A 26,398-nucleotide genomic window follows, 5' to 3' on the forward strand; every position below is an offset into this window, starting at 1 on the left:
ATCTGAAATTCCTGCCCGCATTATCATGGGTAGGAGCAGCTGATGAGCCAAAGTACGCTTAAAGTTAATGAGTTGTATGATGATGCGAATTTAGACGAAAATAGCATGGAAGCTGATGACTTTGATGAAGCGTTGCTGAAAGATGAGGATGATATAACTGGTCTTGATGAAGATTTGGATTTGTTGCAAGGAGTCAACCAACGGGTTCTTGATGCAACACAGCTTTATCTTGGAGAGATTGGTTTCTCACCTCTGCTGACGGCAGAGGAAGAGGTTCTTTTCGCCAGACGAGCACTACGAGGGGATATTGCTGCACGCCAACGCATGATTGAAAGTAACTTGCGATTGGTTGTAAAAATATCCCGCCGATATGGCAATCGTGGATTAGCACTGCTGGATTTGATTGAAGAAGGTAACCTTGGGCTTATTCGTGCAGTGGAAAAATTTGATCCTGAAAGAGGTTTTCGTTTTTCCACATATGCGACATGGTGGATCCGTCAAACTATTGAACGTGCCATTATGAATCAAACTCGCACAATTCGCCTGCCTATTCATATAGTCAAAGAATTGAATGTCTATTTACGTACCGCAAGAGAACTGGCACATAAATTGGATCATGAACCGAGTATCGAAGAAATTGCGGAAAAACTGGATAAACCGATTGAAGACGTAAGCCGTATGATGCGGCTGAACGAACGCATTACTTCTGTCGATACACCACTTGGTGGTGATTCAGATAAGGCATTATTGGATATTTTATCTGATGAAAATGATTCGGGGCCAGAAACAACTATTCAAGATGATGATATGAAACAGAGTATCGTGAAATGGTTGTTTGAACTGAATGCAAAACAGCGTGAAGTTTTAGCTCGCCGTTTCGGTTTGCTTGGATATGAAGCTGAAACATTGGAAGATGTTGGGCGAGAAATTGGTTTAACAAGAGAGAGAGTTCGTCAGATTCAAGTTGAGGGATTGCGTCGTCTTAGAGACATATTGCATACCCAAGGTTTGAATATAGAATCATTATTCCGTACTTAATTCTTTATTCCTGAGAACGTATACCTAAGAAATTTCAAATTGCAGCGTTAGTGGAAAATAGACGAATTTCCCAAAACAAAGATAATTAGACAACTTGGTTGATGGCAAGAGCGGAAGTAATTCCAAAAGTGACAATTGAAAAGATAAAGATATATACGCATTAAACTTCAAGTTGCAATTTACAACACGCTATGAAACGTGATTTCTCCCCGCGAAGTGGGGAGAAATCACACGCATCTTGAAGTTAGATTGGTATAGAGAAGATAGGCGGTAATCCTAAGGTGGGCTTATTTAGCCCACCTTTTATTTACTCATTTATATTTTCATTACCCTTTGGTGTGACATTTATCAATTTTAGATAATCGGAACACCACTATGAAATTTAAAATCATGATCGGGAGTTTGAATAAGTTCTGCTTCAACCTGGCCGAAATAATTCACTCTTTCTGTAATATCCTCTTTAGATATTGACTGAGCGAGCATCAAATAATCTTGGAAATGGCGAGCTTCTGAACGCAGCAGAGAAATATAAAACTTACCCAAATCCTCATCCAGATGAGGAGCCAATTTTGCGAAGCGTTCGCATGAGCGTGCTTCAATATAAGCACCAATAATCAATTTATCGACCAACGTATAAGGTTCATGATTGGTAACATGCTGAAATAGGGATTTAGCATAGCGGCTAGCATTGATACTGTCATAGCTTACCCCTCTGGCATCCATGATTTCTAATACTTGATAAAAATGATGCAACTCTTCCTTAATCAATAACACCATCTTATCGATGAGATCTTGACTATAAGGTGCTTTTGCCCGCGCGGTAATTTGCTTGGTGGCCTGATTTTTTCCTTTCAATAAATGAATATCGCCAATTTTTTTATAGGCAAAATCCTCATAGGGCTGAAACCAGGCCAACAGAGAATCAGCACTCTCAGGAGCAACGGCATATTTACGAATTAAGAACATAGCACTTTGTGCCGCTTTCAATTCACATAGCAGATGATCGCGCAATAAAATTGGCAAATTCTCAGGCAGCCGTGCCTTTTCTACCCATTGGTCGGGAGTTTCGCACTGTAAAAATTGATAAATGGGCGCTAACAGATTAGTATCAAACTTCATTGTTGTTCCATTCATGGCTGTTTCATTCATTGTTAAACCATATCTTTCAGACGATAAATCCACTCTAATGCCTGACGTGGTGTCAAGGTATCTGGATTAAGGTTTTCCAATGCTTCAACTACCGGAGATGTCTCTTCTGTCAGCAGGGTTAACTGTGGTGTATCGACATGGCCTGCTGTTGCATTATTGGAGAGTGATTCCAGCTCTTTCAATTTTTGGCGCGCACGTTTAATGACATCGCGTGGAACACCTGCCAGCGAAGCAACGGCTAGCCCATAACTCTTGCTTGCGGCCCCTTCTTGCACACTGTGCATGAAAGCAATGGTATCGCCATGCTCGACAGCATCAAGATGAATATTGACGACGCCTTCCAGTTTCTCAGGCAGTGTTGTCAGTTCGAAATAGTGAGTCGCAAACAGGGTCATTGCTTTGATGCGATTAGCTAAATTTTCAGCACAGGCCCACGCCAGGGATAAACCATCATAGGTTGATGTACCACGGCCGATCTCATCCATCAAAACCAGACTGTGTTCAGTCGCGTTATGTAAGATATTGGCAGTTTCGGTCATTTCCACCATAAAGGTAGAGCGTCCTGATGCCAGGTCATCGGATGCACCGACACGAGTAAAGATACGATCTACAGGGCCAATAACCGCTTTTTCGGCAGGAACAAAGCTTCCAATATAAGCCATCAACGTAATCAAAGCCGTTTGACGCATATAGGTACTTTTGCCCCCCATATTCGGCCCTGTAATAATCAGCAAACGGCGCTGTGACGAGAGCGTCAATGGGTTAGAAATAAACGGTTCGCTTAATACTTGTTCGACAACCGGATGCCGACCACCAGTGATCTGAATACCCACTTTATCGGTTAGTATTGGGCGGGTGTAATTTAGGGTTTCAGCACGTTCGGCGAGGTTTGCCAGTACATCCAGCTCTGACAGCGCTTCGGCACAGGTTTGCAAATCGGCCAGATGAGGCAACAATAGATCGAACAACTCTTCGTACAGGGCTTTTTCGATGGCAAGTGCTTTGCCTTTGGAAGTCAGCACCTTGTCTTCATATTCCTTTAATTCAGGAATGATATAGCGTTCTGCGTTTTTCAGCGTTTGGCGACGAACGTAATGGATAGGGACTAAATGGCTTTGTCCACGGCTGACCTGAATATAGTAACCATGTACCGCATTAAAGCCTACTTTCAGGGTATCAATGCCAAGTTTCTCGCGTTCGCGGATCTCCAGTTTATCCAGATAATCACTGGCGCCATCGGCTAGTGCCCGCCATTCATCCAATTCAGCATTATAGCCCGTAGCAATGACGCCACCGTCACGCACCAGAACAGGAGGCGTTTCGACAACCGCATTTTCGAGCAGAGTCTGCAATTCATCAAAATGTCCCACACGCTGCTGTAGCGTTTGGATATAAGGGGCATCTGAGGATGCTAGGATCTGATGAATATCAGGCAATTGCTGGAAAGCATGGCGCATTCTGGCCAGATCACGAGGGCGGGCAGAGCGGAGAGCAAGACGGGCAAGCACTCGCTCTAAGTCACCGACCTGCCGCAAAAATGGCTGTAATTCATAACCGATTTCTTGTAATGCGGAAATGGCTTGATGGCGATTTCCCAGCCTATCTTTATTACGGGTTGGTGCATGCAGCCAGCGTTTCAGCATTCGGCTGCCCATCGGTGTCACACATTGATCGAGTACCGCCGCCAGCGTATTCTCAGTGCCACCGGATAAATTTTGTGTTATCTCCAGATTACGACGGGTGGCGGCATCCATAATAACCGTTTCCTGCTGGCGTTCCATCGTCATGCTGCGAATATGGGGTAAAGTGGTGCGTTGAGTATCTTTGACATATTGCAGCAAACAGCCTGCTGCACGCAGGGCGAGCGTCGCTTTTTCCACTCCGAAGCCAATCAAGTCACGGGTGCCAAATTGCAAATTAAGTTGCTGTCTTGCTGTATCCAGCTCAAATTCCCACATTGGGCGTCGGCGCAAGCCATGACAACGTTCAATTAACGCCATATGCTCAAAGGCTTCAGGATAAAGTAATTCCGCGGGACGAGTGCGTTGTAATTCTGCGGCAATATTATCTTGATCGGACATTTCAGAAACGCGGAAACGGCCAGAAGTGATATCCAGCGTCGCGTAACCAAATCCCTGATTATCATGCCAGATAGCGGCGAGCAGATTATCCTGACGTTCTTGTAATAAAGCTTCATCAGTGACGGTGCCAGGAGTGACAATACGCACAACTTTGCGTTCAACAGGGCCTTTACTGGTTGCAGGATCACCAACTTGTTCACAGATCGCCGCAGATTCACCAAGTTGTACCAGTTTTGCCAGATAGTTTTCGATTGCATGATAAGGAACACCCGCCATCGGAATAGGTTGACCAGCTGATTGCCCGCGCTTGGTTAGGGAGATATCCAGTAACTTCGCTGCCTTTTTGGCATCGTCATAGAATAACTCGTAAAAATCCCCCATTCTATACAGCAGCATAATATCGGGGTGCTGTGCTTTCAGACGCAGATACTGCTGCATCATGGGAGTATGGCTATCTATATCCTTTGCTGGAGATTCTTTCATATTGACTTGATTCAATTCTATTATTCCTGTTGACTCAGTTGGGCCAGCGACGCTCAGTCAACCCATCTAAATGACAAAACCTAAATATAATCAGCTAAGGATGGAACGTTAATAGACCTCATCCTGGGCGAAAACGCTATCTTATCACTGATAATCTGTGTGATTCATCTGTGGATGCGATTAGAAGATTTAAATAGTAGGTTAGCAGGATTACTCACAGGAATGTATCAGATTTTTTCACAATTCAGCAGGATTGCGAAGCGGCTCGATTGTTGTTTGGCTTAAGCCATGCTATCAAATAATAAGAAAGCAGATAACATAAAGCACTTGAATGCTATAAGAGATATCAAGAATTGACGGACTTAGAGGAAATTATCGTGGCTATTTACCAACCCCCATACACTATTACCCCGGATATACTTAATCAAGTAGTAGAAATTGGTGAGCTATTAGGGCGTTGGTCAATGCAAGCGGAAACTTCTTCGCCTGTATTACGTAAAGAAAATCGCATTCGTACCATACAGGCATCATTAGCAATTGAACATAATAGCTTATCTACGGAACAGGTGACGGCAATTATTAATGGAAAGCGCGTGTTGGCACCAGCAAGGGATATTCAGGAAGTGCGCAATGCCATATTGACCTATGAAAAATTATCGGACTGGCATAGCTCCCGTGTAACGGATTTATTGGCTGCACATCGGCTACTGATGACTGGATTGGTTGATCGCCCAGGGCAATTACGTGGAGGAGATGTGGGAATTTATCAAGAAAAACAGTTAATCCATATGGCTCCTCCTGCTAGTCAAGTACCACGGTTAGTGGACGAATTGCTGACATGGCTGAAACAGACGGATATTCACCCATTGATCGCCAGTTCAATATTTCATTATGAGTTTGAATTTATTCATCCATTTACTGATGGTAATGGTCGAATGGGGCGCTTGTGGCAAACATTGATTTTGAGCGAATGGCGTCCTGAATTAGCGTGGTTACCGGTAGAAACGTTAATTCATTATCAACAACAGGACTATTATCGGGTGTTTAGGGAGTGTGACCGTACTAGCGACTGTACGCTATTTATTAATTTTATGCTGGAAAAATTAGCCGAAACGCTTAGAGAAAACCTGGATCTGCAAAAACAGAACTCTGTCGCAATGTCGGTAGAAATGTCGGTAGAAAATCCACAACCACTAAAGGCTATTGCACAAAAAATCTTATCGGTTATTACTGCTCGTCCTGCCATCACTATAATCCAATTAGCGGATGAATTGGGAGTAAGCCGGCGCACAATAGAACGAAATATTAAGATATTACAGGATAGCGGGCGTTTGATTCGTATTGGGGCGAAGAAAGGAGGCTATTGGCGTATTGGATAGTTCAGTAAATTTTAGATCAATGTTAGCTTGAATTATTCACTATTGCGGATGCATGATTAAAAAGGAACCTACAAACTTGTATTAAGAGAAAAAAATAATATGACGAGAAGCAGCGGAATACTAATAAAAAATAAGGACGAAATAGAGAAGATGGAAATAGCGGGGCGCTTGACTGGTCAAGTACTTGAAGCTGTCCGTCCTATTATTGTGCCTGGTGTTACGACTCTTGAAATTGATTCATTTTGCCATGATTACATTATCAATACCCTTGATGCGATACCGGGTAGCTTAGGACAATATGGTTTTCCTTATACAGTCAATACCTCAGTTAATCATGTTGTTTGTCATGGTTGGCCTTCAGAAAAGAAGCTGAAAAATGGGGATATTGTTAATGTGGATGTTACCGTCAAAAAAGAGGGATATTACGGCGATAGCAGCATCACATTTTATGTCGGGGATGTGCCGTCCCATGCCAAACGTCTGGTTAATGTGACTCAAGAGTGCTTATATAAGGCAATTAAGATCGTCAAACCGGGTATCACTCTGGGAGATATTGGTCATACAATACAGCAACATGCCGAAGCAAATAATTACACGGTGGTACGTGAATATTGTGGGCACGGTATTGGCTGTAATATGCATGAGGAACCACAAGTTCTGCATTATGGCGAGGCGGGAGACGGTATTATCTTGGAAGAGGGAATGACGTTCACCATCGAGCCTATGATCAACCAAGGCAAAAAGGATATAAAACTGCATAAAGATGGTTGGACAGTAACAACTAAAGATCGTCGGTTATCGGCTCAGTTTGAGCATACGATCTTGGTAACCCGTGATGGTTTTAACGTGTTGACGCTGCGGGATGAAGAACGCGACGTTTTTGCACGTTACCTGTCGATCATTCAATAAATTACAATTTATTATGTGATAGTTTTCCCAATACTGCATTGTGCAGTGTTGGGTTTTATTTGGCTAAAATAGCGCCATGTTGGGTTTATAGAAATTTAACTACGGCTATGTGAAATTACAGGGTGATTATGTCTTGGCTTTATAAAAACAAGAATCTCTCTTGTTTTATTGTTCTCTTTTTTCTTATTTTTCTGATACATAAATGTTTGGGGTATCAATTAAAACTAATATATGTCTTCAGTGCTTTTGCACTCTTTTTATTTTTGGCTGCTATCAGTAGACGAATATATATCTTTTTGATTGCTTTTTTTTCCTTGATAGGAGTGCTCTATACACCAATTGGCCTCAATTACGGCTATCCAGATATCAATGCTGTAGGATCATTAATCTATACCAATAGAAACGAAACAGTGGAATATATTAGTGGCCTTTCTGTTTCAACTTATTTAACTGCTATAGCTATTTTTGTTTTGATGATATTTTCACTTAAGCTAAATGTCAGCGTATCAGGCAAAAGTAAAAAGTGGTTGTTTACTCTGTTCTTTATTTCAGCGTTCTGGTCACCAGCCAAAGGATATATAAAATCGGGTTTTGAAGATAGCTCGGAACTTTTAAATACCAGTTTACCGGAAGTGCGCTTTTTTAGTGATGTCTATCAGAGTTACAAGCAAGTCATGTCAGAAAATCACCGATTTGCCAAGATTATTAAATATCGGGATGACTGGCAGCCAGTGGTGAAAGAAGATAAATACGACACCTATATCATGGTGATTGGTGAGAGCGTCCGAAGCGATTTTATGAGTGTCTATGGGTTCCCGGATAAAAATACCCCTTGGTTGGATAACGCGAATGCCACCGTGTTAACCCACTATATTTCTGCGGCACCATCGACACAGTTATCGTTGACTAACTCTCTGGCAGTTCGTGAAGCAAATGAAATTCAACTGAACAACAGTCTTGTTTCACTGGCGAAAAAAGCGGGATTTGAAACTTACTGGTTGTCCAACCAGGGAATGAAGGGAGGGTTTGATTCTCCTGTAGCACTGATTGGGCAGCAGGCCAATCATTATGCTTTTCTAAAAGAAGGTCATTCAGATGATCGTAGTTATATGCCGGATGAAAATTTATTACCTTATATTCGCAAAGCATTAATGAAGAATGAGCAGAAAAAGAAACTGATTATTATTCACTTAATGGGATCGCATCTACAACCTTGCACCAGAACGAATGATAAATACGGCACCTATTTTCATTCCAAAAATATTTCATGCTATCTTCAGAGTATTCATAATACGGACAGCCTGCTAGCTGACATTGAAAGTATTGCCAATAAAAATCAATTGCACTGGACAATGCTTTACTTTGCGGATCATGGTTTGTCACTTGTGAATAAGAACACCGATAGCGAGAATCTGACCCATAACGATAGTAATAAGCAGAATTATCAAGTTCCCTTTATTATTACCGGTTATGACTATATCATTAAAAATGCTAACAAGAACACCGCCAGCAAAAATATCATAGATGCTCCCCGCAGCGGTTTGAATCTACTGTCTATGTTATCCACATGGTTGGGAATTGAAGAACCTCGCCTGGTATCCAAATGTGCTTGGTTTTCCAACCAAGTGTGTCCAAACCAACATACAGTGATTTCATTCAGTAACGAATATAAAGACTTTAATCACCTAAAGGATGACGCCATTAACTTCGATTGATGAAGATACCTTCGTCTTGCAATTTATTGAGGAAGTGAGTTACCTCACAAAACTTGGTTCATGCTTTATGTGTATGAACCACTGATTGGGGGATTTTGACCGCTTAATGTTGGTATTCAACCGCTGAGTAAGATCCTCTCCCTCTTATCAGGGAGAGTTTTATATCATAGTGCAGTGTGACGAGGAGTATATACCTTTTATGGGTATCGCTTCCTGCCGGCTGTAGATGGTCGGTTTATGGAGAAGGAAGTAAAAATTAAATAATGACTTGCTGTTCGTCTTACTGTGGAAAAGGAAGTTTTATGAAGAATAATAAATTGTTAAAACATATCCCCTGGATGATATTGGGGATAATTGGCGCATTCTGTCTTGGAGTCGTTGCGCTGCGTCGGGGAGAACACGTGAGTGCTTTGTGGATCATTGTCGCTTCCGTAGCCGTTTACTTGGTTGCTTATCGGTATTACAGCCTGTATATCGCCACGAAGGTGATGAGGCTGGATGCCACGCGAGCAACCCCCGCTGTTGTCAATAATGATGGTTTGAACTATGTTCCCACCAACAAAAATGTCCTGTTTGGACACCATTTTGCCGCTATTGCGGGGGCAGGTCCGTTAGTAGGGCCAGTATTGGCGGCACAGGTCGGTTATTTGCCAGGAACATTGTGGTTGTTAGCAGGGGTAGTGCTTGCTGGCGCGGTGCAGGACTTTATGGTGCTGTTTATCTCTTCCCGTCGCAATGGGGCATCATTGGGTGAGATCATCAAGGAAGAAATGGGGCGAGTGCCAGGCACAATAGCTCTATTTGGTTGCTTCTTAATCATGATCATCATTCTGGCGGTACTAGCCTTAATCGTCGTGAAAGCACTGGCAGAAAGCCCGTGGGGCGTATTTACTGTTTGTTCGACAGTGCCCATTGCGCTTTTCATGGGGATCTATATGCGATATATCCGTCCGGGACGTGTGGGTGAAGTCTCCGTGATCGGTATTATCCTGCTGATTGCCGCTATTTGGTTTGGTGGGGTTGTTGCCGCAGATCCTTACTGGGGACCCGCGTTGACGTTTAAAGATACCACCATCACTTATGCACTGATCGGGTATGCATTTATCTCTGCATTATTGCCAGTTTGGCTTATTTTGGCGCCGCGTGACTATCTGGCAACCTTCCTGAAAATTGGGGTTATTGTTGGCCTTGCGATTGGGATTATCATACTGAACCCTGAACTGAAAATGCCAGCCGTCACACAATATATTGACGGTACTGGGCCAGTTTGGAAAGGAACGCTATTCCCATTCTTGTTCATTACTATTGCTTGTGGTGCGGTGTCTGGTTTCCACGCCCTGATCTCTTCGGGGACGACGCCTAAGCTGTTGGCAAATGAAAAAGATGCCCGTTTCATTGGTTATGGTGCGATGTTGATGGAATCGTTTGTGGCGATCATGGCATTGGTTGCTGCATCCATCATTGAGCCAGGACTGTATTTTGCTATGAATACCCCTCCGGCAGCGCTGGGCATTACCATGCCTGACTTGCATAACTTGGGTACTGCCGAAGCACCAATGATTATGGCCTCTTTAAAAGAAGTAACAAGCCATGCGGCAGCGACTGTCAGTTCTTGGGGTTTTGTTATTTCACCCGATCAAATTTTGCAAACAGCAAAAGACATTGGTGAGCCATCCGTTCTGAACCGTGCCGGGGGCGCACCAACCTTGGCTGTGGGTATTGCTCATGTATTCCATCAGATCATCCCTGCGGCAGACATGGGCTTCTGGTATCACTTTGGTATTCTGTTTGAAGCTCTGTTTATCCTAACGGCGCTGGATGCCGGTACACGCTCTGGCCGTTTCATGTTGCAGGATCTTTTGGGTAACTTTGTGCCATTCCTGAAAAAAACGGACTCTCTGATTGCGGGCATCATTGGTACAGCCGGTTGTGTTGGCTTATGGGGTTATTTGCTGTATCAAGGTGTGGTTGATCCATTGGGCGGCGTCAAGAGCTTATGGCCGCTATTTGGTATCTCTAACCAGATGTTGGCCGCCGTTGCGTTGGTATTGGGCACGGTTGTCTTGATCAAGATGAAACGTACCCGATATATCTGGGTAACGGTTATTCCTGCGGTTTGGTTGTTGATTTGTACCACATGGGCGCTGGGGCTGAAATTATTCAGTGATGACCCACGGCTTGAGGGCTTCTTCTTCCTGGCGAAAGAATATAAGCAGCGAATTGCTGAAGGTGGTGCAGAATTGACGGCTGGGCAAATCAGTAACATGAATCACATTGTTGTGAATAACTACACCAATGCAGGTTTAAGCATTCTGTTCCTGATAGTGGTGTACAGCATTATCATCTATGGTATCAAAACCGCGATCAAAGCAAGCAAAAATCCGGAGCGTACCGATAATGAAACGCCTTATGTTCCGGTTCCTGAAGGTGGGGTGAAAGTCTCTTCTACGCACTGATGCGATATTCAAGCTGATACCGGCCAAATTATTGTGTATCAGTAACCGCTATACCCCACATAATTGACTTTGTATTATGTGGGGTATTTTTTATTGGGAAGCTATTCCTTATAGAACAAGCCTCGGAGAACAATTTATGTTTGGTAATCTTGGTCGGGCAGGCAAGTATTTGGGGCAGGCAGCCCGAATGTTGGTGGGCGTTCCCGACTATGACACATATGTACAGCACATGAAGGAAAACCACCCAGATAAGCCTTATATGTCTTATGAAGAATTTTTTCGCGAACGACAGAATGCTCGCTATGGTGGCGATGGCAAAGGCGGAATGCGCTGCTGTTAGTAAAAATCAGGAAACGAAAATGCAACCAATATCAGTCACGATCCTGAGCGGTTTTTTGGGATCAGGTAAAACGACGCTGCTGCGTTATATCCTTAATGCCAATCATGGTTATAAAATCGCCGTCATTGAAAATGAATTTGGTGAAGTCCCTATTGATGATGAATTGCTTGGTGATCGCGCAACCCAAATTAAGACATTAAGCAACGGATGTATCTGCTGTAGTCGTTCGAATGAGCTGGAAGATGCATTATTGGACTTGCTGGATAGCCAGGATAAAGGGCTGATCAACTTTAACCGCCTGATTATCGAATGTACAGGTATGGCTGATCCCGGTCCGATCACGCAAACTTTCTTTTCCCATGAAATTTTGTGCCAGCGTTTTTTGCTTGATGGCATTATTACGCTGGTGGATGCCGTTCATGCGGAGCAGCAGTTAGATCGTTTTTCTATTGCACAGGCACAGGTGGGATATGCAGACAAAATTCTTTTAACCAAAACAGATGTTGCTCCGGTTCATGATGTCTTGGTTGAACGTTTGCAGCGAATCAATGCCAGAGCGCCTATCCATAAGGTTATTCAAGGTGAAGCAGATTTAGACTTACTGTTCGATATCGAAGGTTTTATGTTGAATGACAAACTGACGATTTCGACACCCATTTTTCGATTTATCCCCAAACAACAAAACTCGGTTCAGTCGATAGTCATTAACTTAGTGCACCCCGTTGAACTGCCAGAAGTTTCTAACCTGATGGAAGAGCTATTACTGAGTTTCGCGGATAATCTCCTGCGGTACAAAGGCATTCTTGCTATCAAAGAAGAACCATGTCGGTTACTGTTTCAAGGGGTTCAGCGTCTGTATAGCGCAGACTGGGATAGAGAATGGCGCGATAATGAAGTACGTGAAAGTGTGCTGGTTTTTATTGGTATAGATCTACCAGAACAGAAAATCCGTGAAAAATTTGCGGAATTGCTTGAAGAATAATTGATTGAGTAATAATTTTCTGTGGAATTTTAATTGTTCATTTTTATTTCTTATTGAGCAGTGAAATTGTTCATATAAATTCGCTGCTCAAGTTTAAATAAAAATTTATATATTTATCTTGTAGACTTAAATTTTTTTAAAGAATTAATTTTTCGCATTAACAAATACAATACAATGACAACAAAATCTATTTACAAATTGAGTTTGTCATACGTAAAAAAAACAGTCATTTATCGTAGATTTTCATGGTATTGTCTATTTTATCTGCCGGCAATCTCCACAAATTAATGAGTGGAGATTGTTACAATAACAAATCATGTTAGTGAAAACAGCAGAAAAAATAACACAACTATTTAGAGTGAGACTCCCAAATTCTGGAAAAACGTTTCACATTACTGGCGGTGTAAATTACAGTATGTGAAATATTACGGTGTCCGAGATAGTCTTGAATCAAGCGGGTATCTCGACCGAGATCAGCTAATGCATAACCACAAGCGTGCCTTAACATATGCGGATGTGGAGAAACACTGACAGACGCCTGTTTTCCATAACGCTTTAATAAACCATAAACTTGTTGGCGTGAAACAGGGCCCGATTTTTGAGAGAGAAATACCCACGGAGAATCGGCATCGCGCCATTTTTGGCGAATATCTAGCCATTTATTTAACGCTTCAATTTCTTCTGGAATTAAAGGATGTGTGGTTGAAAGCCCACCTTTTAACCGTCTGATATGAATGATCGCTGAATTCAAATCGAGATCAGATAGGCATAGATTACATAACTCACTTACCCTAAAGCCGTGAATAAAACACATTAACAGCATGCAATAATCCCGCTCTGCGTGACGTCCTTGTTTTGTTGCTGCCAAAATTGCGTCTATTTCGTATCGGGTTAAAAATTTACGTTGTTTCATGAAATTATCATTCCTATGAAATCAGAGAGATAAATTGTGAATAGCAAGGTATTTAAGTTAATCGAATACAACAAAACATTAGTATTTTTTAAACATGATTAGCTAAATACCAGATTAATTTAATTGGAATAGCGCAAATAAAAAATTGCTGCTTATTTTTGTCTTATTTTTAATGAAAATGCTAATTGAAATCGTATAAATACGTGCTATGTGATTCTGATACACAGAATGAGGCAATCATAAATAGAATTCCATATATAAAAACAACTCTATTGAACTTTACAACTAATCATTTGGCTCGGTTTGTTTTTTAGTTTTTTATTCTTTTAAAAATCCCTTTAAGTGTATTGGGTTTGTATTTTTACTGCATTTAGTGGAAAAAGTAAATGATTTATCTAAGTTGTTTGGATAACGCCTTATTATTGATTGAAATTTAACTTTTACTTGGAGTATTTGAAACAATGTTTCATATTTTTGTTTGTTATTGGATTTTTATTCTGAACAAATGCGTTTTTTGGCTGAAAAAGGAGAAATCCCAAGGGAGAACAAGGAGTAATGTTTGTAATAACATAAGGTTAAAGGAAGGGGGGGAGTTAATTTGATAACAGTAGTTATAGTTTCTATTGTTTATTATATCTTTATTTGGATTGAACTGGCTGGTTGTTTTTTGTTCTGTTTGTGAAATTTAATTAAATAGATATTTTCCATGATTAATTAAGTATAGAGCTATCATTAAAAGGATTGTTTAATGGATAAATGCAGTAAATTTTGTAGGGAGTTGGTGAGTTAAATGCGCCTTATATCCTCTAACAGAAAGACGAGAATTTAGGGCGCACTGGGGAATAAGCCCTTATATCAGGAGAAGGCCAGGAAAGGAGAAATACATAGTAAGATTCCAGTAAAGATGATCAAGATAAGCGATATCCCTTTGTAATAGCGTAAGCCAGGAACTTTGTAGACCAAATAAGCCGGAATAAGGCAGCCAACGATGCCAAATATTGGGCTACAAATAGAAGTAAAACTTAATACTGGGGCATTCAGGAGGATCGCGCTCCATGCCAACAAGATGGCAAAAACCATGATGCCTTTTTGTACCCACTTTTCACTGATCTTTTCAGCAGGCATCAGGCGACTAAGAATATTTATGGCAATGCCTTGGCTGGCTTCGCGAAATCCAAGGTAAACACCAAAAAACGCAGTCATCACGGCAAAGACATTGAGCATAATACTGACGGCAATAACCCAACCGCCGGGAAAGAATTGGGCGGCAATGGCTAATGCTGAAATATTCTGTTCATAGGCTTTGAGTGCTTCGTCATGTCCCATTGCCAGCGTAAAAGAGATGGCATAGAAAAATACCGTACAAAACAGGATACCAAAGGCAATGTTCATAGCTCGCAGTGCCTTATGACGGGCAACCTCACGGTTTTTTTCCCGATTGCGATAAGAAATCACCATTGGACTAAGTGTTTGGATAAACAGGATGGACGTGAGCGTAAAAGGTAACGTGATGATGGCTTGTTTGATCAATAGTTCCAGGGGAGGCAATGCCCCGATATTGTAAAGATGCCACATACCGATCATGGAAAATCCTAATGCTGCGATAACAAATAACTTGGTTATGACCATTAGGCTGGATATTTTGAACAGTAATTGTTCACCGCGGGAAGAGATAGCGACTAATACACAGATTAAGACCAATCCATAAAGCGGATTTTTCGACATTAATTCATCGGTGACCCCAAATGTTTGCAGGTAAGAAGCACTATCATTGGTTATCGCAGTGGAATAAACAAACATCCAGATCACCAGCATAATGAAGTAGAGGACGCCTAATACAATGCCCCAATTTTTACCAAGGTATCCACTGATAACACTAGGATAATCTTTGCATTCTGGTGACTCGGCAAGGGTATTGATGAAGAGCCGCTGAAAGAGATACATGGCAGGATAACCAATAATGGAAGAGAGCAGGAAAACCCACAATCCCATCAATCCAACCTGCACAGGCAAGAAGACAATTCCGGCCCCGATTGCCATGCCGATACTCATAATGACCCACCCAGTATCGGTATGGTCGAATTTTATTGCTTTTTTCCACTCTTCCTCCGTCATGTTGGCGCGTTTGGCTGATGGAGATAATTGTGGCGTGATATCATTGTTTTTTGTTGCTGTTTTCATATCTTTTAGTAAGTGAATTATCGTGTGCTGATAGTCAATGATTTCAAGGAGAACAACTTCTTCATGAAGAAGAAATTGCAAAGGGAAACTGCGCAAAAAAGAAAATTGTCGAAAACACTTTGTCAGGATTAAATCCTTTTTATCGTTAATATTATGCTGTAGATCAGGGGATTAATCTAGATTTTTTTACTAATGAAAGGGGATGATACACAGTTTAATCCTGATTCAACATGAAAAATGATGCAAAATCAATATATAATTGGCTAACCTTTTTTAGTTAGTGGTTTTTGGGTAATAAAAACGAATGAAACAGTGTCATTGATAAAATTAAATAATATTCCATTAAAATGTGCCAGATTAAAAATAAATAAAAATATTGGATTATGATTATCTGAAATTAAGCGATCTAAATGGTTTGGTGGAATAAAAATTATTTATGCATGATGATGAAAAACTAAATATGGAAATAGCCCCATTTTTTACTAAAATTTTACAGGGGTATTGTGGTTAATTAAATGGACTTTTGCTGTAACAAAATTTATCATTCTCCCGTTTTTTATATTAGCTATATGCACTGTATAAAATACAGAACTCATTTATTTGAACCGTCATCAGGAATGATATAATAATGAAAAGCAAACTCACATTAACCTCACTTTGCCTGGCTTCTCTTATGTTGATCGGCTGTGCAACGGAATCTTCATCGACACTTCCAGTCCAAAAAGTCACTTCTTATAAAACAACCTATGCCGGTATGCGTAGCCCGATTGCAGTGGGTAAATTTGAAAACCGCTCAAGTTACCAAAATGGCATTTTCTCTGATGGCATTGATCGTTTAGGCAACCAATCAAAAACCATCTTGGTCACTCACTTGCAACAAACTGGTCGTTTTAACGTATTGGAACGCACCAATTTGTCTGAATTGAAGATGGAAACGGATATACAGGGCAAAGCCCAGAAATTGAAAGGAGCTAATTACATTATTACGGGTTCCGTGACTGAATTTGGTCGCAAAGAAGTGGGCGATCATCAATTATGGGGCATTTTGGGACGTGGTAAGTCACAAGTTGCTTATGCAAAAGTGATGCTGAATGTTGTGAATACTGAAACATCTGAAGTTGTTTTCTCCTCAGCAGGAGCCGGGGAATATAAACTTTCCAGCCGGGAAATTATCGGATTTGGTGGTACTTCCAGCTATGACTCGACTCTAAACGGCAAAGTGTTAGATCTGGCGATTCGTGAAGCCATTAATGACCTCATCGCTGGTATTGAAAATGGTGCATGGAAACCAACTCATTAACCACTTATTTAAATATAAATATTTTCTTAAGTATTAAGTGTGAGATATTTTTTAAGGAAGATTGCTATATGTTTTTGATTAAAAAGACGGGAATATTGCTGGGGGCATTATTATTGACGGGATGTGTAACTGCACCTAAGACCTTATATGAGTGGGGGAATTATCAACCCACTCTGTATGAATATTACCAGCAGGATGAAACGGGGCCGCAGGAACAGCTCCAAGCATTGCAAAAAGTTGTTGAGCAAGCCAAAGCCAAAGATAAACCTGTTCCGCCAGGTCTGCACGCGCAAATGGGGTTGCTTTACAGTAAAATCGGCAATATTGAGAAAGCCTTCCGGCAGTTTGAAATAGAGAAAAACCTGTTTCCTGAGTCAGCACCTTATATGGATTTTCTGTTAAGCAAGAATAAGGGAGTGAAATAATGAAGCGTTTTCTAGGGGGGATTGGTGCTTTACTATTGCTGGTATTAGCAGGGTGTGCCAACAATGAACCGTATGATTATTCCGCATTGAGAGAAAGTAAACCTAAGTCTATTTTGATTTTGCCTGCCATCAATAAATCCGTGGAAGTGCAAGCTTCTGGCAGCTTTCTCTCTCAAGTGACTTATCCGTTGGCAGAATCCGGCTATTATGTTTATCCCGTTGCGGTGGTTGAAGAAACCTTCCGCCAAAATGGCGTAACAGAAGCGCAGGATATTCATAATATCAGCTACAAAAAGCTGCATGAGATATTTGGCGCAGATTCCGCCCTTTACCTGAATATCACGCAATACGGTACACAATACCAAATTATTAACAGTGATACCCGCGTCAGTGCGACAGCCCGTTTGGTGGATTTACGCACAGGTAGACAACTATGGAGTGGTGTTGCGACCGCATCTTCCATAGAAAATGATAATCACTCCAGCGGTGGTCTGATCGGTATGCTGGTATCGGCCGCTATCTCCCAGATAGCGAATACGGTTATGGACAGAGGCCATGAGATCGCAGGCATTACCAGTAATCGCTTGTTAAGTGCGGGCGGCTATGGATATGGCCACTTGCTGTATGGCCCGCGTTCAGAATTCTATGGCAAAGAAAAATTATAATATTTGCTTGAAATTAAAATGCCGCAGACAGTTTTGCGGCATTTTTTGCTGTTATTTTTTAATTAGACATCCAATCGCTTGGTTTGCCATCTTTTAGACTTCCAACGCCAGGCGTTCATTAACCCGCGGATCCACTCGTCGCAGAAGAATCCTATCCAGATCCCCAAGATCCCCATACCCATGGTAATTCCCAAAAAATAACCGACGGGAATAGATATTCCCCACATACAAATCAACGCGGTATAGAGAGGAAAACGGGCATCACCAGAAGCACGCAGAGCATTGACCATCACAATGTTGAAAGTGCGTCCTGGCTCCAAAAAGACCGAGAGCAGGAACAACGGTAACAGAAGTTCAACAATCTTCTGATCTTCCGTCATGACATAGAGAAGCGGTTCCCTGAAAATCCAGAACATTAAGACGATGCCTACTGTAACAATCACGCCAATTTTTAGGCTTTTCAGTCCTCGAAGATAGGCGTCTTCAAAACGCTTTGCCCCAACAAGGTGACCAACCATAATCTCATTGCCAATGCTGATAGAGATACCAAACAACATAATGAACAGAGATAGCTGGAAGTACAGCGTTTGCGCGGCCAGAGATATTTCACCCATCAGGCCGATAAACGCCTGTGCCGTCATATATTGCAGGATCCACACCAAATTTTCACCCGCGGCGGGTAAGCCGATATGCAGGATTTTGCTCAACATATTCTTAGACCAGTTCACGAGCAATTTAGGCTCAAACTTGATCTTCAAACCACAAAACAGTAATCCGCAGAGCAAAATAACAGCGACAGTACGACCAAATACCGTAGACCACGCCACGCCTTCGAGTCCATATTGAGGCAATCCAAAGAATCCATACAGCACAATCATATTGCCGACAATAGTAAGCAGGTTGGCAATCAACGTAATATACATGGCCGATTTCGATTTTCCATAAACCCGTATACAGGCCGCCAGAATAATCGAAATTGCTTCGGGTATCAGACAGATACCAAGGACATGCAGATAAGCGAACCCATCTTTTATCAGATTTTCGGGCAGGTTCATGATATGCAGGATCTTATAACCGAAGAACACCGTGATCAGAGCACAACTGAAACCCAGCACAAAATTAAAAGCAATAGAAATGTGAATAGCCTGACTCGCCTTATCGCGTTTTCCTGATCCCAGATATTGTGCAATGACAACACTGCAACCTACGCTGATAAAGTTAAAAATTGTAATAAAGAGATCAAAAACATGATTACCCACTCCCATTGCAGCAAGATAAGCAGAAGAAATATGGCTGACCATGTACGTATTGATTAATAACGTCGCCATATGCAGAAAGATATCAATGAAAATCGGCCAACTTAACGAAAAAAGAGAGCGATTAATAACATCAGACTGATGCATCAGTAAAACCTATTTATTAGAAGTGAAATGAATGGTCTTTTGCGGTGTGACATATCCAGAAAGCATAGATGATTTTACAGGGTTTATTGATGATTTGATAGGCAGAACAAGCGATTGTTTCACTGTCACACTTAAGTTTTTTCCCTGAGCGCCTGAATGATGACTGATATGCCTGATGATATTGACCAATTGAAAGCCCTCATCTACCAGCTTCAGACCGATATTCAGGGAAAAGATCGTCAGATTCAGGCGTAGGCCGAATCGCTGGCTGAGCTGCGTACCCAAATTAAACGGCTACTTGAACAGCTCAACCTTAGCAAATTTTTTTACGGAACTGGAACCTCCCCAAACGCTATTACGACGATCCCCTGCATGATCTGCTCCCGTGGAACGTGAATATTGGCGACAGCGTATAAAATACACTGCTTAATTAGGTGCTTACGGTATGAATGTAATTCAGAACCCGACTCACAACATGGCGTGGTTAGTGACACGACGTGGGTTTTATTCCAAATCCTGAACGTGAAAAACAGGCTGCTTAGCTTAAATTTATGAATGGGTAAACTATGTTGACAACAGGACGGGATTCCACTTTGCTTTTAATTTAATCAAAAATAAGTTGATTGCGAAATTTCTCTGACCATATTGCTCTTCGACGTTTAGCGACATGACTATCTTTTATACTGGTATTTTTTTAATACCAATCGCCTTTCAAGATGCGTCTTATATCTCCCCGCGTAGCGGGGAGATATAAACAATCACATTGATTTGCAAGCTGTAACTTGAAGTTGGATTGGTAAATGATATTTAACGCAATCCGGTTAAAAAGTGCCATTTGTGCTGCTCGATCGGGAGCTTTCAGCGAGATAGCATCGTTAATATTGTGAGATCTCGCCCTGATAAATTTATTTTCTTCTGCCCATTGACAATTGCTGATATGGTCAAATAGTATACTCTTTTATGGTATCATACTTTCCCTTTTAAGAATGAATTTAGTAGTGAGTGTAAAAACATGCCATTTAAAGAGCCTTTTACCCGCAAATTGATTATTGGTGATTTAGTTTACGGATTACACAGTGAAAGAGAAAGGTATCTTCGTGAATATCAGCCTTTCAAAGGAAGTACTGCTGCTACGAAGATTCTTTCTAGCTCTCCTAGCTCTCAAGTTCTGTTTATAGATCAATTTATAACCCCTCCAGAACTATACTTTCGAAATGAGTTAATCCGAAAGCAGGTGGAAGAACAGTATAAATACATACACACGACGAAAAGACTTCCCTATCAGAAGAGTTTTATGTTACATCTTGAAAATCATCCTAAATATCATACCGCATTGGAAAGTGCAGACAAACTATTCTCAAGGAAATGTAAAGGAGGATTATCTTGGGTAACTACAAGCAATGGGAATACTTATCTGCTTGAGAATAATAATATACATTTTATTCTTGATGGCATCGATATGAAATATGTAGTAAATAAAAGAAAATATCCAATGGCTAGGACTGATATAACTTCACATGAATTGAGATGGGTCTATAGAAACAGGAATAATCCTAACGTACAAAGAAAAATTCAATTTTGGTTAGATGGTAAACCGACTTCTCCACCTTGGGAAAGTGTTGAAGGAAAGAGCATATGGAAATTATACACTCCACAGTCTGAAATTACGAGCGCCTTTAATTCTGGTTTGCCGATAGATTTATATTTTTAATATATACGTAATTTGTATAATAAGGAAATATTAATAAATAGAGGTAAATTAAAATTCATAATAATATTAAATAAAAGTAAAAACATTAATTTATTATGTTTGTAATGGCATCAAATAGTGCGAAATTTTTTATCCATAATAATATACTCGACAAACTTCAAGTTGTAATCCGCAAGACGATATGAAGCCTTATATTTCCCTACCGTGCGGGGAAATATAACACGCATCTTGAAGTTGGATGGGTATAAATGATGTACCATTAAAGATTAGAGAAGGGTGACAACGCTTCTTCTGGATAATGTGGAAATTCAATTTATCTACGAAGTTGATGAGATCGGGTCTTTTGTCGGGAACAAAAACAGCAACGTTAGTTAGGGTATGCATGGGAATCCCCCCGCTTGAAGCGTATCATCGCTCATACTTTCGGAAAACGGTTTACACAACATCCCCTAAAATGCATGACAAAATGATCGGCACTTTCATCGAAAGAAAATGTTATGTTTAAGACCAATCAATACCTTGAATACATCACCGGTAATTCTGTTATCAGTCTGTTTTATACTCTTTACTGACGTCAGCCATTAACATTGGCATCAGTAATAATCCCATCACAGCGGCTGCAAGAGTCAGTAAGGCAAACATGCCTGTCCAATCATAGTGGTCAATGATTTGGCTTAATGGCCAACCAGCAATTGCGGCACCATAATAGGCATACAATCCTAAATATCCTGTTACCGTACCTGCCGCTTTTTTGTGGCAGTGTTCAGTTGCTGAAAGACCAATTAACATTTGAGGACCAAATACAAAAAAACCAATACTAAAAATACAGATAGATAATAATACGTAATTATTTATAGGAATTAACCAGAGTGCGGCCATAGAAAAGAAAAGGCCAAGAGAAAATAGTAGAATTACGGGTGTACGTTGACTGCGAAATAATAAATCAGAACTCCATCCAGAACAAAGAGCACCTAATAACCCCCCCAGTTCAAATAGCGACAGTGTGGCATTGGCATTCAGTAAGTTAGCTCCATGTTTTTCTAATAACCATAAATTACCCCAGTCATTAATTGCGATCCTAATGAAATAGACGAGAATATAAGAAAAACCAAGGAGCCAGATGGTACGGTTGAATAAAATGGTTTCCTTAAAGATTTTTATCATAGGCATGGGTAAAGACAACCGTTCTTGTCGTAGCTCCATGGTATCTTGTCGCCAATCCCCTACGCTAGGTAAACCATGTTCCTCTGGAGTTCCCCGCATTCTCCGGCATAACCAAATTCCAAGCACAATGCTAATAAGTCCAGAAACAAATAATGCAGCGCGCCAGCCATAATAATTGGCTAAAAATGCAGACAATAGTGGCAGAAAAATACCACTTATATTGATGGATATATTCCAACAGCCCCACCAGAAACCTCGCTCATTACGAGAATACCAGTGAGTGAGAAGTCGAGCGCATGTTGGCCATCCCCATCCTTGAAAAAAGCCATTCAGCGTCCAGACAAATAATAGGGAAGGCAATGATGAGCAGAAGGTAAAAATAATGTTCAGTACGCCTGTCATTAATAGCCCTACCCCCATGAACCAGCGATAACCAGTATGATCATGGAAAATGCCGGAAAAGAATTTTGAACTGCCATAAGCAAGGTAAAACAAACTGATTATCCATCCAATATCATTTTTATTAAGAGCCAATTCCAGTTGCATGGCGGGCATAACGATATTCAAACTTTTGCGAGTTAGGTAGAATGCGGCATAGCCTATAATCATTGATATGAGCAAATGGCTTCGCCAATAACGATAATGTTGTGATATTTGCTCATGGCTGGTGCCTTGCATAAGTGCCTCCATAAAAAAGATACGAATAGTCGTTGTTGCTTTAGCTGTCCTAAAGAGGATATTTTGTTATTCAGTATTACTGCCTGAATCTACTGGTAAATATATATTGACATGGGTTCCTTGTTGGATTTTGAGTCTCCAATGGCCTCCAAGCGCTCGGACACGCTCTTCAATTCCCTTAAGCCCAAATCCTGTATTTTTTTTATCATCAATAATACCAATACCGTTATCGTCAACCTGAAGCACGATTAAATTTCTTTTTTGCTTTAATGTAATGTTTATTTGGTCAGCGTTAGCATGTTTACTAATATTGTTCAGTAATTCTTGAATCAGCCTATAAAGCGTCAGAGTGATCGTGTTATCACTGGGAGTATGTGGTAACTGATAATCAAAATGGCAACAAATGTTTTGTTCTTCGAAAGCAAATTCATTTATTAAATGATGAATTGATTGTTCAAGAGACATTTCGTCAAGTGCCGGTGGGCGAAGCTCACGCAGCAGTTGACGTGTTGTTTGATGTATTTGTTGGGAGAGGTGATTAATCTGTTCGGCAGATTTCTGAGCTAATGCCAACGTTGAAGTCCGTTTTATTAGCATAGATTGGATTTGAATGGCCGTTATATTTTGTCCGATGGCATCATGAAGTTCTCTGGCAATATTTTTACGAATATCTTCTTCTGTATGTACTAATTTTTGCATCAAGATATGGCGTGTTGCTAACTCTTTTTCTAGTCGTTCACGATAACGGTTTAAATTATTTGCCAATTGTTTTTGATAGGTTAGGCTACCTGCTAATTGTTGCTGGCGACTGATGGCAATGCCAAGCCCTATCCCTAATAAAGCTTGCGTGGTTAAAAAAATCTCCAATTCCTGTAATTCACTGAATGAACCATTGAATTGACGGGCAGAAGTGACGAGTAAACTTCCTAATAATGCGGAGAGAACACCACCTTGCCAACCATAATGATAAGCCATAAATATATTAGGAATAAAGACTAAAATTGACAGTAACCACTCTATTTCCGAGGATAGAAGATATTGGCCACTTATTCCCAGCAAACTAAACAGGAAACACCACATCAGCAAAGATGTTCTTAATTGTGGATCGGCTATATCAGCTTTAGTATGCTGATTCTTCCAATATTTCTCATATAAATAAACATAAATCAGATAAATGAATGGAGAGAGTAAAAATCCGCCAGTTAAGGAAGAGAGAAAAATAAAGCTGATTTGATCAGGTAACGAAAAGCTTAAAAATAAAATTTGTAAAAGGCTATTAATGATAACGCCCGCTAATAAAATAGAAAGCTGTTGCCAATAAAGAGAATAATTCCACCATATTTTTTGAATAATGAGTGCAGGGATCAAGCTAATAAATGGGGAAAGTAAAATGATTGGATATATAATAAGTTGTTCGCTTTTTAGCCACAGTAATATACTAATTTCACTCATCAGCAGAATTGGAAGATAACGTCGCCCCAGTAAGGTCATAAATACTAAACGTATCCCTTGGGGTAAAAATAGTGTCGCCTGTAGTCCACTATTGTGAAAATAAAAACTAATTACCCATAATGAAATCCAAATCAGTGAATAAAATAGACAGAGGAATAGTGATTGTAAAATGAAGAGAAATTTTTCATTCATTGTTTAACTCGTCGTAATGATTTGATTCTTGAGGGCATAATGAACTAGATCAATAGTGGTATTACATTGTAATTTATCTAAAATTCTGGCTCGATGGACATGAACTGTGTTGTGGCTAAGTTCAAGTTGCTCAGCAATTACTTTTACACTGCTCCCATCGACTAATAAGGTAAAAATTTCTCTTTCTCTTGGTGTCAGAGCGTGTAGTGCTGTAATTTCTTGAGGTTTTTGGCGAAGTGCTTTCAGTGCATGAGCACAAAGATAAATGTTTCCTTGATGGACTAACCGGACGGCTTGTACTAATTCCTCTGGCCCACAGCATTTCGTCAAATAACCGCGTGCACCTGAATCTAGTGCACTTTGCACAAGCGCAGCGGTGTCATAAATGCTTAACATGATCGTACGAAAATTTGGGCTGGTGGGACGAAGCCGAGTCAGAAGCTGTAGGCCACTTTCGTTGGGCATGGAGATATCCATGATGACGATATCAATCGTTTTTCTTTGTAAATCCGGCCATGCTTCATCGGCACTGCTGTATTGACCAACGATTATAATATCATCTTCAAGTGTCAATAATTGGGCAAAACCTGAACGGACAACAACATGATCATCAATGAGAGCAATTTTTATCGTCATTTTTATTGTATGTCGTAGGGAGTTTTATTATAAATCATTTAGATATCATAATGTTCATAAAATAAAATTCATGCAAATAAATAAACTAAATTTGTTAGTTAGATAACAAAATTTATTTTAAGGCAGATAAATTATATTGATTTCAGTTGGTTATTATTATTTTTTATTGTCGTTCCTATACCTCCATATAGTAATAATGAATTCTATTTTTATTGATTTTCCATAAAAAACAAAAGCATTCATTAATATTAAATGGTGTTTTTTGCTTTATTAAATGAAACTGGTGAATTTAATGAAAAAATTACACTGTGATTGTGTGTATTTTCATTATTATATTTCATATGTTATTTTATGGTAACTGGAATGAAAAAAATTTACCATAATCCCTTTATAGGGGCTAGCTATGCCAGATTCTCCTATAAAATTTTTTTGGATATTTTTTCTCTATGGGAGGCAATATTATTACATCATCAGGTACGCTTTATTGTTTTTCCATTGTTATTTTTCGGAAAAATTACGTATAACACACAAAAAAGGTCTTAAAGATGAAAGCACTTATCATAATTGACATGTTGAATGACTTCGTAACAGGTGTTCTCGCCAATGAAAAGAAGGCAATAGAAATTATCCCAGTGATCCAACGAACGATTAATTATGCAAGAAATAGGCTGGATTGGTTAGTGATATATGCTAATGATGCCCATCATGCAGATGATCGAGAAATAGATATTTGGGGAAAGCATGCTATGGAAGGAGCGTGGGGAGCTGAAGTTGTCGATGCACTGGCCCCCATTGGCTCAGAACGTGAAATTATTTCCCCCAAACGTTTTTATAGTGCCTTTGATGATACCGTTCTGGAAGATGTTTTCAGACAATATGGTGTTACAGAAGTTGTGTTGACAGGGCAGCATACAAATTGCTGTGTCCGTCATACCGCCTATGGTGCATTTACTCGAGGTTATAACATCACCGTATTGTCCGATGCAGTCTGTGTTTTTCCAGGGGTTGATCATGGTGCCGCTCTTGATTATTTAAAAACCTTTTATGGTGCCAAAATTATCACAAGTACCGAGTTAGGTATGCTATTAAAATGAAGAGTGCTATGTTTGATAAAAAATGAATGACTGGCAGTTTGATATTCTGCCA

19 protein-coding genes and 2 pseudogenes are annotated in these 26,398 nt (G+C 40.4%); 13 read left to right on the forward strand and 8 right to left on the reverse strand.

The features are described 5' to 3' along the window. Nucleotides 1-42: 42 nt before the first annotated feature. Nucleotides 43-1,038 (forward strand): RNA polymerase sigma factor RpoS, encoded by a 996-nt coding sequence (gene rpoS / locus IQ209_RS03720; protein WP_193849108.1) that lies wholly within the window; start codon nt 43-45, stop codon nt 1,036-1,038. 354 nt (nt 1,039-1,392) lie between these two features. On the opposite strand, the gene miaE is transcribed toward rpoS, so the two are convergent. Together miaE and mutS are read right to left on the reverse strand one after the other, a co-directional pair. Next, a complete protein-coding gene (miaE, locus tag IQ209_RS03725; RefSeq protein ID WP_193849110.1) occupies nt 1,393-2,157 on the reverse strand; it encodes a tRNA isopentenyl-2-thiomethyl-A-37 hydroxylase MiaE in 765 nt (254 codons plus the stop codon). A gap of 32 nt (nt 2,158-2,189) precedes the next feature. Further along, nucleotides 2,190-4,751, reverse strand: a complete 2,562-nt coding sequence (gene mutS / locus IQ209_RS03730) for a DNA mismatch repair protein MutS (protein ID WP_193849289.1) — start codon at nt 4,749-4,751, stop codon at nt 2,190-2,192. 377 nt (nt 4,752-5,128) lie between these two features. Between mutS and IQ209_RS03735 the strand changes: the two genes are divergently transcribed. The 6 genes from IQ209_RS03735 (at nt 5,129) to yjiA (ending at nt 12,532) form a co-directional block, all read left to right on the forward strand. Continuing rightward, a complete protein-coding gene (locus IQ209_RS03735; RefSeq protein ID WP_193849112.1) occupies nt 5,129-6,130 on the forward strand; it encodes a Fic family protein in 1,002 nt (333 codons plus the stop codon). A 99-nt stretch (nt 6,131-6,229) separates the two neighbouring features. Next, the gene (map, locus tag IQ209_RS03740) at nt 6,230-7,039 is read left to right on the forward strand and encodes a type I methionyl aminopeptidase (RefSeq protein WP_193849114.1); all 810 of its coding nucleotides are present in this window, start codon (nt 6,230-6,232) and stop codon (nt 7,037-7,039) included. 206 nt (nt 7,040-7,245) lie between these two features. Further along, entirely contained in the window at nt 7,246-8,754 is a 1,509-nt protein-coding gene (locus IQ209_RS03745) for a phosphoethanolamine transferase (RefSeq protein WP_193849116.1), read from the forward strand. A gap of 302 nt (nt 8,755-9,056) precedes the next feature. Then, nucleotides 9,057-11,210: a carbon starvation CstA family protein gene (locus tag IQ209_RS03750; RefSeq protein WP_193849118.1), complete on the forward strand. Its 2,154-nt coding sequence runs from the start codon at nt 9,057-9,059 to the stop codon at nt 11,208-11,210. 136 nt (nt 11,211-11,346) lie between these two features. Continuing rightward, nucleotides 11,347-11,550 (forward strand): YbdD/YjiX family protein, encoded by a 204-nt coding sequence (locus IQ209_RS03755; RefSeq protein ID WP_099118661.1) that lies wholly within the window; start codon nt 11,347-11,349, stop codon nt 11,548-11,550. Between the two features lie 19 nt (nt 11,551-11,569). Beyond that, a complete protein-coding gene (gene yjiA, locus IQ209_RS03760; protein WP_193849120.1) occupies nt 11,570-12,532 on the forward strand; it encodes a GTPase in 963 nt (320 codons plus the stop codon). Between the two features lie 349 nt (nt 12,533-12,881). Here yjiA and IQ209_RS03765 read toward each other — a convergent pair. Together IQ209_RS03765 and IQ209_RS03770 are read right to left on the reverse strand one after the other, a co-directional pair. After that, nucleotides 12,882-13,448: pseudogene (locus IQ209_RS03765) on the reverse strand (tyrosine-type DNA invertase); the annotation flags it as partial. Between the two features lie 852 nt (nt 13,449-14,300). Beyond that, nucleotides 14,301-15,626, reverse strand: coding sequence for an amino acid permease (locus tag IQ209_RS03770; protein WP_193849290.1), 1,326 nt, complete (start codon nt 15,624-15,626; stop codon nt 14,301-14,303). A 628-nt stretch (nt 15,627-16,254) separates the two neighbouring features. On the opposite strand from IQ209_RS03770, the gene IQ209_RS03775 reads away from it, so the two are divergent. The 3 genes from IQ209_RS03775 (at nt 16,255) to IQ209_RS03785 (ending at nt 18,016) form a co-directional block, all read left to right on the forward strand. Then, the gene (locus IQ209_RS03775) at nt 16,255-16,926 is read left to right on the forward strand and encodes a CsgG/HfaB family protein (protein ID WP_193849124.1); all 672 of its coding nucleotides are present in this window, start codon (nt 16,255-16,257) and stop codon (nt 16,924-16,926) included. A 68-nt stretch (nt 16,927-16,994) separates the two neighbouring features. Continuing rightward, a complete protein-coding gene (locus tag IQ209_RS03780) occupies nt 16,995-17,351 on the forward strand; it encodes a DUF4810 domain-containing protein (protein WP_193849126.1) in 357 nt (118 codons plus the stop codon). Further along, nucleotides 17,351-18,016, forward strand: coding sequence for a DUF799 domain-containing protein (locus tag IQ209_RS03785; protein WP_193849128.1), 666 nt, complete (start codon nt 17,351-17,353; stop codon nt 18,014-18,016). Before IQ209_RS03780 ends, IQ209_RS03785 begins: the two co-directional genes overlap by 1 nt. A gap of 62 nt (nt 18,017-18,078) precedes the next feature. Here IQ209_RS03785 and IQ209_RS03790 read toward each other — a convergent pair whose 3' ends face one another. Continuing rightward, nucleotides 18,079-19,419 (reverse strand): MATE family efflux transporter, encoded by a 1,341-nt coding sequence (locus IQ209_RS03790; RefSeq protein ID WP_193849130.1) that lies wholly within the window; start codon nt 19,417-19,419, stop codon nt 18,079-18,081. A gap of 1,012 nt (nt 19,420-20,431) precedes the next feature. Between IQ209_RS03790 and IQ209_RS03795 the strand changes: the two genes are divergently transcribed. Together IQ209_RS03795 and IQ209_RS03800 are read left to right on the forward strand one after the other, a co-directional pair. Beyond that, nucleotides 20,432-21,130, forward strand: a complete 699-nt coding sequence (locus IQ209_RS03795) for a hypothetical protein (protein ID WP_193849132.1) — start codon at nt 20,432-20,434, stop codon at nt 21,128-21,130. 270 nt (nt 21,131-21,400) lie between these two features. Further along, nucleotides 21,401-21,564: pseudogene (locus tag IQ209_RS03800) on the forward strand (IS1 family transposase); the annotation flags it as partial. A 112-nt stretch (nt 21,565-21,676) separates the two neighbouring features. On the opposite strand, the gene uhpC reads toward IQ209_RS03800, so the two are convergent. The 3 genes from uhpC to IQ209_RS03815 all read right to left on the reverse strand — a co-directional run bounded on the left by uhpC (nt 21,677) and on the right by IQ209_RS03815 (nt 25,252). Then, complete coding sequence (uhpC, locus tag IQ209_RS03805) at nt 21,677-22,972, reverse strand: MFS transporter family glucose-6-phosphate receptor UhpC (protein WP_370588385.1); 1,296 nt, start codon at nt 22,970-22,972, stop codon at nt 21,677-21,679. A 66-nt stretch (nt 22,973-23,038) separates the two neighbouring features. Next, on the reverse strand, nt 23,039-24,616 hold the full coding sequence (locus IQ209_RS03810) for an MASE1 domain-containing protein (protein ID WP_193849136.1): 1,578 nt from the start codon (nt 24,614-24,616) through the stop codon (nt 23,039-23,041). A gap of 3 nt (nt 24,617-24,619) precedes the next feature. Then, entirely contained in the window at nt 24,620-25,252 is a 633-nt protein-coding gene (locus IQ209_RS03815; protein ID WP_193849138.1) for a response regulator transcription factor, read from the reverse strand. A 545-nt stretch (nt 25,253-25,797) separates the two neighbouring features. Between IQ209_RS03815 and IQ209_RS03820 the strand changes: the two genes are divergently transcribed. Beyond that, nucleotides 25,798-26,346, forward strand: a complete 549-nt coding sequence (locus IQ209_RS03820) for a cysteine hydrolase family protein (protein WP_193849140.1) — start codon at nt 25,798-25,800, stop codon at nt 26,344-26,346. The last annotated feature ends 52 nt before the right edge of the window (nt 26,347-26,398 follow it).

This window comes from Xenorhabdus sp. BG5 (assembly GCF_015163665.1).
In the GTDB taxonomy this organism is placed as follows: Bacteria; Pseudomonadota; Gammaproteobacteria; order Enterobacterales; family Enterobacteriaceae; genus Xenorhabdus.